We start from the raw sequence: 18886 nt of genomic DNA, 5'->3' as shown, positions 1-18886 counted from the left end.
ACATGGTGTAAAATGAGAAACAGTTAAGGCGAAGGAGGAACTGAAACAATGAAAGAAGATAGACGTTCTGCTCCGCTGTTTCCAATTGGTATTGTAATGGATTTAACACAATTATCTGCACGTCAAATTCGCTACTATGAAGAGCATAATCTTATTTTTCCAACCCGTACAAAAGGGAATCGTAGATTATTTTCATTTAACGATGTAGATAAATTGTTGGAAATTAAAGATTTGTTAGATCAAGGCTTAAATATGGCTGGAATTAAACAAGTATTGCAAATGAAAGAAAATCAAACAGAAGCAGTGAAAGTAAAAGAAGAAACGAAAGAAATTTCAAAATCCGAGCTTCGCAAAATTCTTCGAGATGAACTACAACATACAGGTAGATTTAATCGGACCTCATTGCGACAAGGTGACATTTCAAGGTTTTTTCACTAAAGATAACTGATTCTGAAGGTGTTTAGAGGGACTAAGGAGGAATTTATAATGGCTAGGTACACAAAAGAAGATATTTTCCGTTTGGCGAAAGAAGAGAATGTAAAGTATATCCGTCTGCAATTTACGGACCTTTTAGGGGTAATTAAAAACGTAGAAATTCCAGTGAGCCAATTAACAAAAGCTCTTGATAACAAAATGATGTTTGATGGATCTTCTATTGAAGGTTTCGTACGTATTGAAGAATCTGATATGTATTTATATCCGGATTTAGATACTTGGGTAATTTTCCCTTGGACAGCTGAAAAAGGTAAAGTAGCTCGTTTAATCTGTGATATTTACAATGCTGATGGTACTCCATTTGATGGCGACCCACGTAACAACTTAAAGCGTGTGTTAAAAGAAATGGAAGCATTAGGATTCTCAGATTTCAATCTTGGACCAGAGCCAGAATTCTTCCTATTTAAAGTTGATGAAAAAGGAAATCCAACACTGGAATTGAACGATAACGGTGGATACTTCGACCTTGCGCCGATGGATCTAGGGGAAAACTGTCGTCGTGATATCGTTCTTGAACTTGAAGAAATGGGCTTTGAAATTGAAGCATCTCACCATGAGGTTGCGCCAGGTCAACATGAAATTGACTTTAAATATGCAAATGCAATTCGCTCATGTGATGACATTCAAACATTCAAGCTTGTTGTAAGAACGATTGCTCGTAAACATGGTTTACACGCAACATTTATGCCGAAACCATTATACGGTGTGAACGGTTCAGGTATGCACTGTAACTTATCACTATTTAAAAATGGTGAGAACGTATTCTTCGATCAAAACGGTGATTTACAATTAAGTGATGATGCTCGTCACTTCATCGCAGGTATTTTAAAACATGCGCCAGCATTTACAGCGGTAGCAAACCCAACTGTAAACTCTTACAAGCGTTTAGTACCTGGATATGAAGCTCCATGTTACGTAGCATGGTCTGCACAAAACCGTAGTCCATTAGTGCGTATTCCTGCATCTCGTGGTATTAGTACACGCGTAGAAGTACGTAGTGTTGACCCAGCTGCGAACCCATATTTAGTAATGGCTACATTATTAGCAGCAGGTCTTGATGGAATTAAAAATAAATTAACTCCACCAGCTGCAGTAGACCGTAACATCTACGTAATGACAAAAGAAGAGCGTGAAGAAGCAGGTATCGTTGACTTACCAGCAACATTAGCGCAAGCGTTAGTTACTTTACAATCTAATGAAATCGTATGTGGCGCATTAGGTGATCATTTACTTGAGCACTTCATTGAAGCAAAAGAAATTGAGTGGGATATTTTCCGCACGCAAGTTCACCAATGGGAACGCGACCAATATATGTCTCTATACTAAGAGAGAAAAAAGCCCTAATACTACGGTATTAGGGCTTTTTCGTCATTTATCTACAGTGAAAAAACGCGAATATTGTCGCATTTTTTTTAGTGTCATCAGGAAGTAATTTAGTGAAAATAATTTGTGTTGACTCGTTCTGTATAAAGAACTAAAATGGCATTAACTAGAAATGTTTGTATATTAAAAAGAATGAAAATATTGTTTTTTTCTTAAGTTTTCGATGCCAATTTCAAGTTGAAGCTCATTGGTTTTAAATGAGGAGGGAAGTTATGGATAAGGAAATAAATTTGAAAAATTTATTTACTATTATACGGAAAAGAATTTGGATCATTCTATTATTTACAACTCTCACAACAGTAGCAGGAGCGATGTATACTATATATGTAAAAACACCATTATATGCCTCTTCAGCAAGAGTTATTGTTCAAGCTAATGCTGAAACGATGAATACATTGAAAGCGATGGTAAATGAGCCTGTAATTTTAGAAAAAGTGGCTGCTGAATTGAATATTAACAGATCTGCAGGTGCATTAAGTGGACAAATAAGTACAGAAAGTGTGCAAGGGTCCCAGATTATGAGAATAAATGTAGTGGATATAGATCCTGTGCTTGCTCATAAAATTGCAAATACTACAGCCGTTGTTTATAAGAAAGAAGTAGCGAATATACTGAATTTTAATAATGTGAGTATATTACCAGAAGACCCAGTTCAAAAAAATTCTATGCCTATAAATATAAATCACTTTAAGACGATACTAATTGCATTCTCTATAGGTATGGTGCTCAGTATTGGATTCATTTTTTTATTGGATTCACTTGATGAGAGAATCAAATCGGAACGGCGAATTGAACAATTGTTAGATGTCCCTGTTTTGGGCGGAATATCTAAAATGAATAGAAAAAATGTGAAAGACAAATTCAGTAAAAAAAATACGGTATTATTGGGGGAGGGAACGGAGTGGCTTACAAAAATAGACGAAAAACAAATAAAGTTAAAGGAGAAAGTATAATTGTACATACCGCTCCAAGATCGAAAATTTCGGAGCAGTATCGTTCGCTTCGAACAAACCTTCAATTATCTTCATCTATTCATAAAAGCAGAACTATAGTTATTACTTCTCCGAGGTATGGTGAAGGAAAATCAACGATTACAGTTAATTTAGCAGTCTCAATAGCACAAAAAGGTGAAAAAGTATTGGTAATAGATGCAAATTTACGAACACCAACGATTCATGAAATGTTTGGAGTAGAAAATACAATTGGATTAATTGATATATTGAACGGAAAAACAACTTTAGAGGGCGCCGTGAAAAAAACAGAGATGGAAAGTCTGGATGTATTAACTAGCGGACCAGTACCATTTAATCCATCTGAAGTGCTTAGTTCAGATGCAATGGATATGTTAATTCAAAAGGCGCTGGAACGATACGATATTATATTATTTGATTCTTCTCCTGTACTAGAAGTAACGGATACGAGTGTATTGGCTGATAAATGTGAAGGTGTATTATTGGTGATCCGTTATAATCATACTGTGAATGAAGATGCGCTTGAAACGAAAAGGGCGTTAAGTTTTACGAAAAGTAGGATATTAGGTGCGATTTTGAATGGAAAAGTATAAATAACATAAATGCACTTTAGAAAAATGAATTTAATATCCTTATATCAGGATGTTCTTTATAAAGAATTTTTTAAAGGGATACGATGTGGTGATGTCTCCTTACCGCTATCAACGGAGGCACTCGATTATGCTGTGGGTTGTGAAAACAACCTTAGATGCGAGTCATCAAGAGTGTAATGTGAGGGAGGGTTAGATGCCCCTATTTTATTAAAGTTTCTAACTATGTGTTTTTAATAAAGAGAATATAGTTAGAAACTTTAAATTTGAAAGAGTTAAGTATGGAATTGATTAAAGGAGGAAGTTACATGACGTATCGACGGAGGATATCGTTATTGCTTTTAATGGATTCAATGATTGTGTTAAGTGCTATTTTCTTTAGTTATTTCTTTGTAAATGCTAGCTTTAGTGTTATCACTTTATCATCAATTATTAGCTCTATCACTCTACTAGTCAGTCATCATTTATTTGCTTTAATATATAAGTTGTATAATAAAGCTTGGGAATATGCAAGTATAGGAGAATTACTCATTATATGCAAAGTGGTTACATTTTCTATAATTGCTACAGCGGTTGTGCAGCAACTAATCATGCAAAAAATGTATTTTCGGCTGTTAGTTGTAACTTGGATGATTCATATTTTATTAATTGGTGGTTCACGTTTTATATGGAGAATGTACAGAGATATTTATTATGTAAAAAAGGGTGATAAAAAAAGAACGTTAATTGTTGGTGCGGGATCTGCTGGGACAATGGTTGCAAGGCAGTTGTTAAAGAATAGTGCTGCCGAATTAATGCCAGTCGCATTTATTGATGATAATGTAAAAAAACATAACCTTGATATTTGGGGTATTCCAGTAATTGGTGGTAAGAATCAAATTGAGTATGCTGTTAAAAAACTGAATATTGAAATAATAATTCTAGCAATTCCTTCATTAAACAAAAGAGAGCAAAATGTTATTTTGAAAAGATGTTTAAAAACAGAAGTGAAAACTCAAATTCTTCCGATGTTAGAAGACTTAGTAACGGGTAAAGTATCGGTGAACGAATTCAGGGATGTTCAAGTAGAGGATTTATTAGGGCGTGATCCTGTAGAACTTGATGTGGATATTATTTCAGATTATATAACTGACAAGGTTATTTTAGTTACTGGTGCAGGAGGTTCGATTGGTTCGGAAATTTGTAGACAAATTGCAAAATTTAGGCCGAAAAGGTTGATTTTACTAGGGCATGGGGAGAACAGTATTTATTCTATAGAAATGGAATTAAACAGAAAATATGGAGATATGAAAGGCACGTTTATTCCTGAAATCGCAGATATACAAGATGAAAAAAAGATGAATTCAATAATGAATAAACATCTTCCAAATGTTGTATATCATGCAGCTGCACATAAACATGTACCACTAATGGAGAATAATCCTGAAGAGGCTGTTAAAAATAATTTGATTGGAACTATGAATGTATCAGAGGCAGCGAGAGCACATGGAGTAGGAACGTTTGTTATGATTTCCTCTGATAAAGCTGTGAACCCGACGAGTGTTATGGGAGCAACAAAGAAATTAGCTGAGATGGTAATTCAACATAAAGATAAAATAAGTCATACAAAGTTTGTTACTGTACGCTTTGGGAATGTCTTAGGAAGTAGAGGGAGTGTTATACCTTTATTTAAGAAGCAAATTCAAAATGGTGGACCAGTTACAGTTACTCATCCTGATATGGTTCGGTATTTTATGACAATCCCGGAAGCATCAAGACTCGTAGTGCAAGCTGGTGCTTTAGCTAAAGGTGGAGAGATTTTTGTATTGGATATGGGAGAACCAGTGAAAATAGTCGACCTTGCCAAAAATCTTATTCGATTATCAGGAAATTCTGTGGATGAAATAGGAATAGAATTTACTGGTATACGCCCAGGGGAGAAACTTTTTGAAGAATTACTAAAAGAAGATGAAATGAATGAAAAGCAAATTCATCCGAGGATTTACGTAGGACAAGAAATGAATGTTCGTATAGAAGAAATTGAAGAGTTTATTTCAAGTTATACAGATTTAAACGAAGTAGAATTAAGAAAACGATTGTTAAAGTTAGTAAATCAGCGTAAAACTTTAAAACTGTTAATACCTGTATCAGGTCAATAGAAAAAATTTATATAAGACGGGTGCGTGGGATGGTGTCTAAAAAAGTTCTGTTTTGTGCAACTGTAGATTATCATTTTAAGGCTTTTCATTTACCGTATTTGAAATGGTTTTCAGAACAAGGATGGGAAGTACATGTTGCAGCGAATGGGAATATACATCTTCCGTACGTAACTCGAAAATATAATATTCCTATTCAAAGGTCACCTCTTAGTATACAAAACATCCACGCATATAAAAAACTAAAATCAATTATTGATCAAAATAAATATCATATCATTCATTGTCATACGCCTATGGGAGGAGTAATTGCTCGTTTAGCTGCTCAGAAAGCCAGGCGGCAAGGAACGAAAGTCGTATATACAGCACATGGATTTCACTTTTGTAAAGGATCACCGTATATGAATTGGTTGCTTTATTATCCGATTGAAAGAATTCTAGCTTCTCATACGGATTGTCTAATAACAATTAACCAAGAAGATTATGATTTAGCAGTTAAACATCGCTTTCCAGTGAAAGATATTAAGCTAGTTCACGGTGTAGGAATAGATGTACAACGGTTTACTCTTGTAACTGAAATTGAGAAACGAGAATTAAAGCTACAATGTGGCTATAAATCAGAAGATTTTTTAATGTTTTATGCTGCTGAATTTAATAAGAATAAAAATCAAAGCTTTTTAATCCGTGTATTGGCACAATTAAAAAATGAAATGCCACATGCGAAGCTTTTGCTTGCTGGAGAAGGACCGTTAATGGAAGAGTGCAAAAAAATAACGACTCAACTAGGCGTGAGTAATATGGTTCACTTTCTTGGTTATAGAAATGATATAGCCTCTTTGTTACAGATGTCTGATCTTGCAGTTGCATCGAGTTACCGGGAAGGTTTACCAGTTAATATTATGGAAGCTATGGCTTGTGGAATTCCGGTTATCGCTACGGACAATCGGGGACATAGGGAGCTAATTATTAGTAATAAAAATGGTTGGATTATAGATCGTGATGATATAAAGACGATGTCTGAAAGAATAAATACTATTTCTAAAAATACTAAATTACAAGCTCAGTTTGGACAGTGTGGACGTACTATTATTACAAGTGAATATTCAGTTAACGAAGTGTTGAAAGAGAAACAAGAAATTTATACAACATATATGGATGGAATGGAGGATTTAAATTGGGCACTCCATTGAGAGTATTACATGTAGTCGTAAATATGAATAGAGGCGGAGCCGAAACTTTAATTATGAATTTATATCGCAATATAGATCGTTCCAAAGTTCAATTTGATTTTTTAACATGTAAAGAAGGAGTGTTTGATGAAGAAATAGTAAAGTTGGGCGGAAAAGTTCATAGAATTCCATATGTCACGGATGTTGGTCATAGAGGCTATATAAAGGCATTAAATATCTTCTTTAGCTCTCATCCGCAATATAAAATCGTTCATTCACATATGGATAAAATGAGTGGATTGGTACTTCGTTCAGCTAAAAAAGCAAGGGTGCCAGTTAGGATTGCACATAGTCACAATACTAGTAGTGAAGGTGGTGCTACTGCAAAAATCTATAAATGGTATGCAGGAAAATCTATAGGTACATGTGCAACGCATTTGTTAGCATGCTCAAATGCAGCTGCGAGATGGTTATTTGCAGATAAAGCTGATACAGCTAGAATCTTAAAAAATGGAATTGATTGTGATAGATTTTTGTTCATTCCAGAAATGAGAAAACATGTAAGAGAAGAATTACAGCTTGAGCAAGACGCTCTTGTTATTGGCCATGTTGGAAGGTTTGCTCATCAAAAAAATCATGCTTACCTTATAGAAGTATTTGCGCAGTTAACTCGATTTAGGCCGAATTCAATTCTTTTATTAGCTGGCGAAGGGCCACTTCGTATGGAAATTGAAAATCAAGTGAGGGAATTAAATTTGGAGAAGCATATAAGGTTTCTTGGGATACGAGCTGATATAGAAAGGATACTTCAAGCATTTGATGTATTTGTTTTTCCATCCATACATGAGGGATTGCCACTTACTCTCATAGAGGCGCAAGGAGTTGGTTTGCCTTGTATTATATCGGATGCTATTACGAAAGAAGTGGATTTGGGAATGAATCTAGTTGAACATGTTCCTCTAGCAGATAAAATGGCTTGGATAGAAAAAATGAAAAATATAGAAATTAGTAATTTTCCGAGGGAAATACCAGCTCAAGTATTTTTGGAGAAAGGCTACGATATAAAACATACGGCAGAATTAACTCACGACTATTATTCCGTACTTTCGAGGTGAGTAATTTGGAGAATTTAACGATTTTCACCCCTACTTATAATAGAGCATATTGTCTTACAAATTGTTATGAGAGTTTAAAACGTCAAACATGTAAGAATTTTATTTGGTTAATAATAGATGATGGATCTAGTGATAACACAAAAGAATTGGTGGATAGCTGGATTGCTGAAAAATATATAAAAATTATGTATCATTGGCAACAAAATCAAGGGATGCATGGTGCTCACAATACAGCATACGAAATGATTGATACGGAGTTAAATATTTGTATTGATTCTGATGATTATATGCCAGACGATGCTGTAGAAAAAATCCTTTCTTTTTGGAGTAGATATGGGAATGATGAAGTTAGTGGGATAATTGGATTGGATTTGTATACAAATGGGCAAATAATTGGCTCAAAGTTACCAGAAAACCTTAAATATTCCACGTTGTTTAATCTTTACAACAAACATGGTGTCACAGGTGATAAAAAATTGGTCTATCGCACAGAATTGACTAAGAAATATCCATACCCAATTTTTAAAAATGAAAAATATGTTGGGTTAGCATATAAATATTATATGTTAGATCAGCAGTATGAGATGTTACTGATGAACGAACCTCTTTGCTATGTTGAATACATGCCTGACGGTTCATCAATGAATATGCTAAATCAATATCGTAAAAATCCAAGAGGTTTTGCTTTTTATCGTAAGGAACTTATGAAATTACCATTTACTAATCGAGTATTCAAGTATAGGCAAGCTGTACATTATGTATCTAGTAGTTTTATAGCGAAAAATAAAAGATTTATGCAAGAGTCGCCATGCAAAGGTCTTACGATTTGCGCATTGCCATTTGGAGTTATTCTTTATAGTTACATTACAATGAAAACAAGAATGGAAGTAAATATATAGGGATTTACTTAGTAAGTAAATGAGAGGACATAATAATGACTATACTTTGGATGAATCTTTTTATCGTATTCATACTCGCATTTTTTGCAAGGTATTTTGCTATACCTGTAACTAATAATTTTACATTGATAAAGCCAAATAGATTATTGGTTTTAATGGCGGCTCTATCACTTGTATTGGTAGCGGGACTTCGGAATAATATTGGGGATACTTATTTTTATATGCATGCATATAAAATAACGGAGTTTAATTGGGAGTATGTTCAAACTAACAAAGACATGGGCTTTAATATTTTTCAAATGGTTTTGAAAAAATATGCGGATGATCCTCAAGTAATGGTTTTTACTACAGCATTGATAACAAATGTACTCATTGTAGCAACACTATATAAATATTCAAGACTAATTGAATTGAGTTTATATGTTTATATTACGTCGGGTATGTATTTAACATCAATGAATGGGATTAGGCAATATTTAGCCGCTGCAATTATTTTTGCTGCCACAAAATATATTTTTGAAGGAAAATGGAAAAAATATATGGCAATTGTATTATGCGCATCAACATTTCATGCAAGTGCATTAGTTCTTATGCCAATCTACTTTTTTGTAAGAAAAAAAGCCTGGTCAGGAACGACATATTTGCTTCTTTTTTTAGCAGTATGTGTAGTTATAGGTTTTAATCAGTTTTCGGAAGTTTTATTTTCGGCAATTGGAAATACTCAATATGGTCAATATAAGGAATTTCATGAAGGTGGTGCCAATATACTTAGGGTTGCTGTGAGTATAGTGCCAATTATACTGGCTTACCTTGGGAAAGATAAAATGAGGGCGTTATTCCCTGAAAGTGATTATATTGTAAATATGTCTATATTAGGTCTTGTTTTTATGATTATTTCAACACAAAATTGGATATTTGCTAGATTCTCCATATATTTTGGATTGTATCAGTTAATATTAATTTCTTGGGTTGTGAAGTCATTTACAGATAAAGATCAAAAGTTGATTTATTATGCAGTTCTAGTGTGCTATTTTATTTATTTTGTATATGAACATGTAATTACTCTGGGAATTATCTATAAGAGTAACCTACTTTGATAATAAAGTGCAAGATGCTGGGAGAGGATTGTTAAATGGGGATAGATTCTAAGCTTAGACCTAAAAATAAAAAGAAGGTTTTACACATTGTCAGCGCTCTGAATCGCGGGGGAGCTGAAACGTTACTAATGAATATATATAGGAAAATAGATAAGAGGCAGCTTCAGTTTGATTTTGTATCTCATCGAAATGAGAAAAATGATTATGAAGATGAAATAATGGCGTTAGGTGGGAGAATATATAAGGTACCTAGTTTAGGACAAATAGGACCTTTTTCCTATGTTAAAGAACTTGTGAAAATTATGTCGGATAATCAATATGAAGTTGTACATGCACATACGGATTATCAAGGTGGTTTCGTTGCTGTAGCGGCAAAAATAGCTGGTATAAAAAAGAGGATTTGTCATTCGCATAGTAATAATTGGCCACAAGACTCTGGAATAAAAGCAAGAGTTATCCTAAAGGTTTTGCAATCTATTATTAAATATGCTGGAACTAATTATTGTGCGTGCAGCGTTGAAGCAGCACGTTTTTTATTTGGCGAAAGGATGCTTCATAGTGAGAGGATAGAACTAATTAAAAACGGTATAGATATTAATCAATTTACTGATATAGACGCTGGGAGTAGTGTCAGCGTAAGAAGGGAACTTAATATACCGAATGCAACAAAATTAATAGGACATATAGGAAGTTTTTCAGAGTCAAAGAATCATATTTTTATCCTAAAAGTTTTAAAGCAAATTTTAAAACGAGATTCAAATTTTGTTGCTATTTTAGTAGGAGATGGCCCGTTAAGGATTTCTATTGAATTAAAAGCAAAGCAATTAGGGATTTTTGAAAATATTAGATTTTTGGGGGTTAGGAAGGATATTCCACGACTCATGAAGAGTTTTGATGTTTTTATTTTTCCTTCTTTGTTTGAGGGGTTTGGTATTGTAACTTTAGAAGCGCAATCTGCAGGTGTACCATGTGTTGTAGCAGATACGCTACCTAATAATACTGATATGGGGTTAGGGATAATGTCATTTGTTGACTTAGATGAAGAAATTGAAATATGGTGTAAAGAAATTTATAAAGCCTTGTTAAAAGAAAGACCTGACAGGGAATTCATAATTAACAATATATCGAAATTAGGCTTTGATATTAACGATAACATTTACGAGTGGCTATCGTTATATGGAATTGTGCGCAAGGAAGAAATAGGATAATCTAATTTATTTTCATTTTATATGTCTGATGTATAAGGAGATTTGTTGAGCGTAACAGCAAAATACAAATATAAAATGAGGAAGAGAAATCAATAATAGATTTTGTGAGGTATCCTATAATGAAAAAGAAAAGAATATTAATTACATCTTTTGATATGGAAATTGGTGGAGTAGAAAGAAGTTTGATTGGTTTATTAAATACAATTGATTACAGTAAGTATGATATAGATTTAATGTTATTTAAACATGAAGGTGGATTTTTCTCTTTACTACCTAAAGAGCCGAATTTATTAGAGGAATTGCAACAATATACTACTTTTAGAAAATCAATTAAGCAGATATTACAAGAAGGGCATTACTCAATTGGGATTACTAGGATAATAGGGAGAATTATGGGCGTTATGCATGGGCGATATGTAAATAGTAAAGAACCTGGATACTTCGTCATTCAATATGGATGGAGAATATCTCTTCCATTTCTTCCAAAGTTGAGAGAAGAGTACGATGTTGCGATAAGTTTTTTATGGCCGCATTATTTTATAGGGGATAAAGTTCGAGCGAAAAGAAAAATTGGGTGGATTCATACTGATTATTCGAACATACAACTTAACAAAGAAATGGAATGTAAAATGTGGAGGAAAATGGATGATATTGTGGCGGTTTCCGAAAGTTGTAGAGATACATTCCTGAATAGTCTGCCTTATATTAATAAAAAGGTGCAAGTGATAGAAAATATAATAGATTCTGAATTTGTTCGCGAACAATCTAATGAAGGAGATATTACTCAGGAAATACCAATAAATAGAGAGCGAATCAAGTTAGTTACTGTTGCTAGACTTTCTCATGCTAAGGGAATTGATGACGCTATATATGCGCTTAGAAAACTATTAGATCAAGGGTATGATATCGAGTGGTACATAGTTGGATATGGGCCTCAAGAAGCGGAACTTAAATTGTTGATAGATAAATTAGGACTTCAAGATGAATTTGTTTTACTAGGTAAGAAGATTAATCCGTACCCGTACATAAAAGCATGTGATATTTATGTACAACCTTCTAGATACGAAGGGAAGGCAGTAACAGTTCGGGAAGCGCAAATTCTTAAGAAACCAGTATTAATAACTAATTTTTCAACTGCCAAAAGTCAGCTGGAGAACGGGGTAGATGGATATATTTGTCCAATGGGTATAAAGGGAATTGTCGAAGGAATAAAAAAAATGATTGATGATGTTGAATTCAGAAGTGAAATTGTTAATAATGTAAGCCAAAAAAATTATGGTAATGAAATAGAAGTGGAAAAGATATATAGGTTAATTGAATTAGAATAGATTAAGTTATAAAACTAAAAAATCTTTTACTATTTATAAAAGATACTTGGGGGAATTATTTTTATGGAGAATGTTTTAGTATTAGATACATCGGTAGGTTCTCTTAACAAGGGTGACGATATAATAATGAAGTGTGTAAAGCATCATCTTTCTGATATAACTAAAAATGCATATGTTTTAACATTACCTACTCATGTTTCACCTTTTCATTGGTACCAAGTAGCGAGAAAATCAAATAGGGTAAAGATTTATAGTGATGCGAAATATAAGTTTGTAGGTGGTTCGAATTTGCTAGCAATGGATATGTTTACGCACTTTCCGCAGTGGAATATTAATATATTTAATTATGGTCCTTTAAAGGGGAGTATTCTGGTTGGAGTTGGTGCAGGAAAAGGGAATAAAATAAATCCCTATACAAAAATGTTATATAGAAAAGTTTTATCACATGAATATATACATAGCGTTAGAGATGAAAGAACAAAAAAAATTTTAGAAGAAATGGGCTTTAAAGCTCTAAATACTGGTTGTGCAACTTTGTGGTCTTTTACGCATGATTTTTGTAGGGGAATTCCAAGTGGAAAATCGGAATCGGTTGTTTTTACACTAACCCATCATTCTAAAAATCGTGAAAAAGATCAATTATTGATAGATACACTTAACAAAAGTTATGAAAATGTATATTTTTGGATACAAGACGCTGATGATTTTGAATATTTAAAAACTTTAGAGGGTATACAGGACATAAAAATTATACCTCCTACTATAGAGGCGTATGAAAAAATCCTAAATACAGCCGTCGATTATATTGGAACACGTTTACATGGCGGCATATTTGCTATGCGTCATAAAAAACGTGCAATAATTATCTCCATAGATGAAAGAGCTAAGGGGATGGGCGAAACGTATAATTTAAATCTGATTGATAGAGAAGATTTAAATAATCTTGAAAAAATGATAAATTCAGAGTTTATCACGGATGTTCAAGTGAATTTTGATGTAGTAAATCAATGGTTAAAACAGTTCTCTAATTAATAAATGTACTTTGATAAAAATGGCGATTTATTAGGAGGCTCAAATGAATAGTATAATTCTCGATAAAATTGTCGTAAGAAATAATAGAGTTGATTATTCTTTTAGTATTAAGGGGGATTTACAAAAGTATTTTAAGACAAGTAATCATATGTTTCTTGAATATAACTATGATGTATCTGATATCCCTTTAAGTATTTTGGCTATTCCGTTTGTTGCAAATGTAGTTCCTCTTGTATGGATTACTAATTCAACAATAGTAATAAATGAACTAGATAAATCTTTTTATATTTGTTTAAATAATATAAAAAATGCATATCAAAACATGTTTCCTGGTGTGAAATTTAAAGGATCCGTGGATGTAGGAGAAATTATTGATAATGTTTACATTCCGGAATTTGAAGCGGCATCTTTATTTAGTGGGGGATTAGATGCACTTACTACATTTATAAGAATAAAAGATAAAAAACCCTTGCTAGTTACTGAATATGGATGGCATGAAAATGAAATAGAGGGTAGTAAAGTATGGGAGGCAGATAAAGAAAATGCCATAAATTTTGTAAAGGATAATGGACTAGAAAATATTTTTATACAATCCAACTATGGGACCTTTATAATTGCAGGGAACATTGACCATGATTTTAGAGAAAAGTTAAACGATACATGGTGGCATGGATTGCATCATGGTCTAGCGATAATATCTGCAGCTATTCCAATAGCTTTTAAACTTAAGATAAAATGTATATACATTGCAAGCTCTAATTCTCCATTATATCAAGTTACTTGTGCATCTGATCCAACTGTGGATAATGAAATAAAATATGCATCTGGAACAGTATTTCATGATGGATACGAACTTACTAGGCAAGAAAAGATTAAAGTTGTTGTGGACCATTATTCAGCTAGTAAAGAACCTGTTAATATCAGGGTATGTTTTAAAAATGAAGAAAATTGTTGTAAATGTGAAAAATGTTTAAGAACAATTATGGGAATTATTGCTGAAGGGAGAGATCCTCGTGAATATGGTTTTAATATTCCAAGTAATCTTTATCAGTACGTTAAAACTTCTTTAAATAGTGAGGTGAAGTTTTTTACTAATACATTCATTGAAATGTATTGGAATTTAATCCAAGTGCGAATGAAACAAAATTGTGATTGTATTACAGATAAAAATTTACTAAATTGGTTTCTAGATTATGATTTCAAGGCGCAACGAAGAAAAGCGTTATTAAAATACAGGATAACAAAGTTTTTCCCTATTTTAAAGAGGAAGATTAGTGCCAAATTTAGTAGAGTGGGTACGCAAAACAACTAAAATATAGAAGGTATTACGATGAGAATACAAAATTCCTTAAAAAATATTTTATTCGGTTTGTCTGGACAAATAATTAGTATTGGCATGGGATTTGTTGTTCGAACTGTTTTTATTTATACACTCGGTATAGAATATTTAGGTGTGGATGGGCTTTTTACAAGTATACTATTGATGTTTTCCCTAGCTAATTTAGGCTTTGATACAGCTATAATTTATAGTTTATATAGGCCATTAGCTGAGAAGGATATCTATAAAATACAGGCATTAATGAATTTATATCAAAAAGCATACAGATTAATAGGAGTAGTAGTTTTATTATTAGGGTTATCTCTATTACCATTTCTTGATTATTTAGTGAATGCAGATACTATGATTAAAGACATTAACATTATCTATCTTTTATTTTTAATAAGTTCGGTGTCATCATATTATTTTGTATATAAGCAATCTATTATTATTGCTGATCAAAGTAACTATATCATTTCTAAAATACACACTTTGTTCATAATTATATCTAACGCATTACAAATTGTTTTATTAATAATTATTAGTGATTACATTGTAGTACTGATAGTTCAATTAACATTGAAAGTAATTGAGAATGTATATATTGCAAATAAGGCAAATAAATTATATCCATTTTTAAAAGAAAAAAATAATGCGAAATTATCTAAGGCAGACAGACGAGAGTTTTTTGAGAATTTGTATTCCTTGTTACTATATAAAATTAGTGGTGTAGTAATTAATGCAACAGATAATATAATTATATCGAAATTCATTGGAATTATTTGGGTTGGTGTGTATTCAAATTATTTGTTGATCTTAAATACATTAAATACCTTATTAGGCTATTTGTTTTATTCTATCACTGCTAGTGTTGGAAATTTGAATGTGAAAGAAAATGCAGAAAAAAAATATTTTATTTTTCGTGTAATTAACTTTTTTAATTTTTGGATATATGGATTTTGTACAGTTTGCCTTTGGAATTTGATAAATCCATTTATAACACTCTGGTTAGGTGAGGAATATGTGTTTAATAAGTATGTATTATTTTTCATATTACTTAATTTTTTCACTTCAGGAATGCAAAATACAACTACAATTTTTAGAGAAACCACAGGTTTATTTAAAAAAGGGAAGTATAGACCTATCATAGCGGCAATTATAAATATTGTAGTTTCTATAATTCTCGCGAAACAAATAGGAATAGCAGGAGTGCTTTTAGGGACTGTTATTAGTAGATTATGTACTTACTTTTGGTATGATCCTTATATTATATTTAAAATGATTTTTAAAAAATCTGTAAAAGTATATTTTATTAGATATATTTTGTTTGTAGTGCTTGTATTATTTTCTGTTATAGCAACGGATTTTATTGGTTATATTTTTCACATAAATATATTTATGGACATGGTAATACGTAGTATTTTGTGCCTGATTATTCCGAATTTGATCTTTTGGATGGTATTTAAAGAGGCGGAAGAGTATAGATATTTCCTTAATTTAACCCGAATATTAATAAAAAAAATAAAGTCGAAAATATTAACTCGGAAAGTTTCGAATGATAATTATCCATAAATTATTATTTTATTTTTTCCATATCACAGTAAAGAATGCTTTATTTACGGAAGAGATTTTAGGTTGTTCTGAAAATAATAGTAGGGGAGTTATGTATAAAGAGCATAGTGTCTTTTTAATAAAATTGTAAGTTTAAATAGTATAAATAAAAGGGTATTGAAATAAAAACAGCTAGTAAGAATAGATCTATTTAGGAAGGAGAAAGGAATTGTGAAAAGACTTTCTAAATAATGGATCTCTAAAAACAATAAAAAGTGATGTTACTTCTCTTATATCCAATCAATTTACCTTATGAAACATAAGATGTAGAAAAGCAAAAAAGAGGTGTGAATTGATGTGGAGAAGAAGGGATAATCTTGGGAATTTGAATGATTTAGATTTGGTGTCCAAGCCTCCTTTTCATAATGACATTTTAACTTATGATAGTACGCAATTAAAATGGATTCCAAAATCATTTGAAGCTACAAATTCTACAAGTATATATGTATTAGAATTAGATAGATGGGATGTTAAGAATGATGGGACTGATGCTATCAATACTTCCAAAGGTATTAATAATGCTTTAGTTTGGGCGGCTCAACAAGGTTATACGGAAGTTGTGTTACCTAGAGGGATATATTTGATTGATAAACAAACACCCATCGAACCACCAAGTCATTTAACTTTGAATCTAAACGGTTCAACATTAAAAATGGAAACAAATAATTTGACTGGATATGCAATTATAAGTTTTCGTAGAAATCAAGTATATTCTAGGATAACAAATGGTATTATCCAAGGAGATAGATATACACATGATTATTCTAGTGGGGGAACACATGAGGCAGGGTACGGCATTGAATTGGGGAGTTTTACTCCACCTGCTGATGGGGGGAACAATACACGGTTTGTATCTTTAGATAATCTAGATATTTTAGATTGTACAGGAGATGCCATTACACTGAACAGTACTTTTGGGCAGATTTCACCTTTTCCTACAGCATTAGCAAGTTCATTTGAACAGGGAGCAATTAATACAACAGATGGTTCATTAGTAAGTAGTACAACAAAGATACGTTCCAATTTGCAAATTGATATGACCCAAGTGGCTATTGTAAAGTATGGTTACTTTGGATTATATGGAAATGGATTTGGAGCATTGGGTTCTGAAATAAAATGCGATTATTATGATGTCATTTTTTACACTTCAAATAATATATTTTTATCTTCAAAAACCAATGTACAATTCTTTGATGAAGTAGAAGTCCCTAATGGAGCAAGTTATGCTAAAATTGTTTTGCATCAAGGGAATGTTCCTGCTCCTGCAAATTGTTTAATAAATGTTCGGGTGCCTTCTTTTTCACAATATACTTATATAGAAAAATGTAATTTACATGATTGCCGTAGACAAGGGATTAGTGTATGTGGGGCAAAGAATGTATATATTCGAGATAATGATATTCATCACATCGCAGGTACCAATCCACAAAGTGGACTAGATATTGAAGATGGATATGATTTAAATCAATATATATACATTGAAAGAAATAATTTTCATGATAATAAAAATTATAATATTATTGTTGTAAATGGGAAATTTATCTATATATCGAATAATTCTATTATGAATACCATTTCAAATGCTTATGTTGGGCTATCTATTAATGGTGGTGCAGATAGGGTAATCGTAACAGGGAATAATATCCGATTAACCAAGGTCTCTTTGTTAGGAGATGTTATTTTTTCCAATAATTATGTATACGGAGCGCAAGTAAATGTTCAAGGTGTATATGTAAATCGATCTATTAATATATTAGATAATATTTTTTCTAATAGTAAAATGATTATTGATACCCCCTTTCCATATGCGGTTAAAGTTGATTCCTGTCGCTTTATAAACGATGCAGATAAACTAAATTCCTTGTCATCATTGTATCAGTGGACATTAGAGATGAAAAATGAGCCGCAAACTATCTCAAATTGTATATTTGAAGGACAAGACGTTTTGTATTTAAATTATGTACCAGTAGGAACAGTTAAATCAGGATGGATATTTGAAAATATTATATTTAATAATGTTAAAAACCCAACCTTAGTTGCAGGGACATATACAAATTGCTTTTTTAAGGACGTAACCTTTTTGGGGATAACAAGTACAGGAAGCACTTTAGAATTAAAAGATTGCAAGTTCTTTAGTATAGATAGAAATAACACGTTATTTACAGTGAATAACCTCAAAGCATTCAAGATGATGGATTGTCATATAGAAAAACCAAATGGTACGGTCTTGAATATTCAAAATGTATCTGATGAAATAGTGTTAGGGGGAAATACTATAAAAATTACAAATGATACTCTTCAGAGAGCTATTATTGTTTTGGATGCAGCGTTTACTGGTAAGCAAGTGATAATTCAAAATAATATTATAAATTCCACAAATTTGATGCAAGTTGGGATAGATAATAGAACAACGAGTATTACACCCCTAGTAGTAATTCAAAACAACGTGTTGAATAATGCGAAAATTACAATTACAGGGAGGGAATTTCTGCAAGGGAATATAGTTAATGGTGTAATAGATCCAAATTAATGCAT

The 18886-nt window shown here is 32.2% G+C and carries 15 protein-coding genes; all 15 read left to right on the top strand.

All coding sequences use genetic code 11. From position 1 onward, the window contains the following. Positions 1-48: 48 nt before the first annotated feature. Complete coding sequence (gene glnR, locus MHH59_RS18500) at positions 49-438, top strand: transcriptional repressor GlnR (RefSeq protein WP_002014475.1); 390 nt, start codon at positions 49-51, stop codon at positions 436-438. Positions 439-486: 48 nt separating this feature from the next. Beyond that, the gene (gene glnA / locus MHH59_RS18495) at positions 487-1821 is read left to right on the top strand and encodes a type I glutamate--ammonia ligase (RefSeq protein ID WP_002014472.1); all 1335 of its coding nucleotides are present in this window, start codon (positions 487-489) and stop codon (positions 1819-1821) included. Between the two features lie 269 nt (positions 1822-2090). Continuing rightward, on the top strand, positions 2091-2831 hold the full coding sequence (locus MHH59_RS18490) for a YveK family protein (protein ID WP_002128610.1): 741 nt from the start codon (positions 2091-2093) through the stop codon (positions 2829-2831). Next, the gene (locus tag MHH59_RS18485; RefSeq protein ID WP_002128609.1) at positions 2780-3442 is read left to right on the top strand and encodes a CpsD/CapB family tyrosine-protein kinase; all 663 of its coding nucleotides are present in this window, start codon (positions 2780-2782) and stop codon (positions 3440-3442) included. Before MHH59_RS18490 ends, MHH59_RS18485 begins: the two co-directional genes overlap by 52 nt. Positions 3443-3747: 305 nt before the next feature. Beyond that, positions 3748-5577 carry a polysaccharide biosynthesis protein gene (locus MHH59_RS18480; protein WP_002167788.1) on the top strand — a complete coding sequence of 610 codons (1830 nt, stop codon included), beginning with the start codon at positions 3748-3750 and terminating at the stop codon, positions 5575-5577. Between the two features lie 29 nt (positions 5578-5606). Further along, positions 5607-6764, top strand: a complete 1158-nt coding sequence (locus MHH59_RS18475; RefSeq protein ID WP_050000627.1) for a glycosyltransferase family 4 protein — start codon at positions 5607-5609, stop codon at positions 6762-6764. Continuing rightward, the gene (locus tag MHH59_RS18470; protein ID WP_340852068.1) at positions 6749-7858 is read left to right on the top strand and encodes a glycosyltransferase family 1 protein; all 1110 of its coding nucleotides are present in this window, start codon (positions 6749-6751) and stop codon (positions 7856-7858) included. Before MHH59_RS18475 ends, MHH59_RS18470 begins: the two co-directional genes overlap by 16 nt. Before the next feature lie 5 nt (positions 7859-7863). Further along, positions 7864-8757 (top strand): glycosyltransferase family 2 protein, encoded by an 894-nt coding sequence (locus MHH59_RS18465; protein WP_002128603.1) that lies wholly within the window; start codon positions 7864-7866, stop codon positions 8755-8757. A gap of 35 nt (positions 8758-8792) precedes the next feature. Further along, positions 8793-9854 carry an EpsG family protein gene (locus tag MHH59_RS18460; RefSeq protein WP_002014464.1) on the top strand — a complete coding sequence of 354 codons (1062 nt, stop codon included), beginning with the start codon at positions 8793-8795 and terminating at the stop codon, positions 9852-9854. Positions 9855-9889: 35 nt separating this feature from the next. Beyond that, positions 9890-11062 (top strand): glycosyltransferase family 1 protein, encoded by a 1173-nt coding sequence (locus MHH59_RS18455; RefSeq protein WP_002128602.1) that lies wholly within the window; start codon positions 9890-9892, stop codon positions 11060-11062. Between the two features lie 119 nt (positions 11063-11181). Beyond that, a complete protein-coding gene (locus MHH59_RS18450; protein ID WP_002014461.1) occupies positions 11182-12390 on the top strand; it encodes a glycosyltransferase in 1209 nt (402 codons plus the stop codon). 63 nt (positions 12391-12453) lie between these two features. Continuing rightward, positions 12454-13422, top strand: coding sequence for a polysaccharide pyruvyl transferase family protein (locus MHH59_RS18445; RefSeq protein ID WP_002014459.1), 969 nt, complete (start codon positions 12454-12456; stop codon positions 13420-13422). 43 nt (positions 13423-13465) lie between these two features. Further along, entirely contained in the window at positions 13466-14734 is a 1269-nt protein-coding gene (locus MHH59_RS18440; protein WP_016120649.1) for a hypothetical protein, read from the top strand. Positions 14735-14752: 18 nt separating this feature from the next. Then, positions 14753-16312, top strand: a complete 1560-nt coding sequence (locus tag MHH59_RS18435; RefSeq protein WP_016120648.1) for a lipopolysaccharide biosynthesis protein — start codon at positions 14753-14755, stop codon at positions 16310-16312. Between the two features lie 334 nt (positions 16313-16646). Then, positions 16647-18881 carry a right-handed parallel beta-helix repeat-containing protein gene (locus tag MHH59_RS18430; RefSeq protein ID WP_002014456.1) on the top strand — a complete coding sequence of 745 codons (2235 nt, stop codon included), beginning with the start codon at positions 16647-16649 and terminating at the stop codon, positions 18879-18881. The last annotated feature ends 5 nt before the right edge of the window (positions 18882-18886 follow it).

The organism is Bacillus sp. FSL E2-0195, from assembly GCF_038003645.1.
Classification (GTDB): domain Bacteria; phylum Bacillota; class Bacilli; order Bacillales; family Bacillaceae_G; genus Bacillus_A; species Bacillus_A mycoides.
Note: the sequence above shows the minus strand (reverse complement) of the source record. Positions and strands in the feature narration are given on the sequence as shown.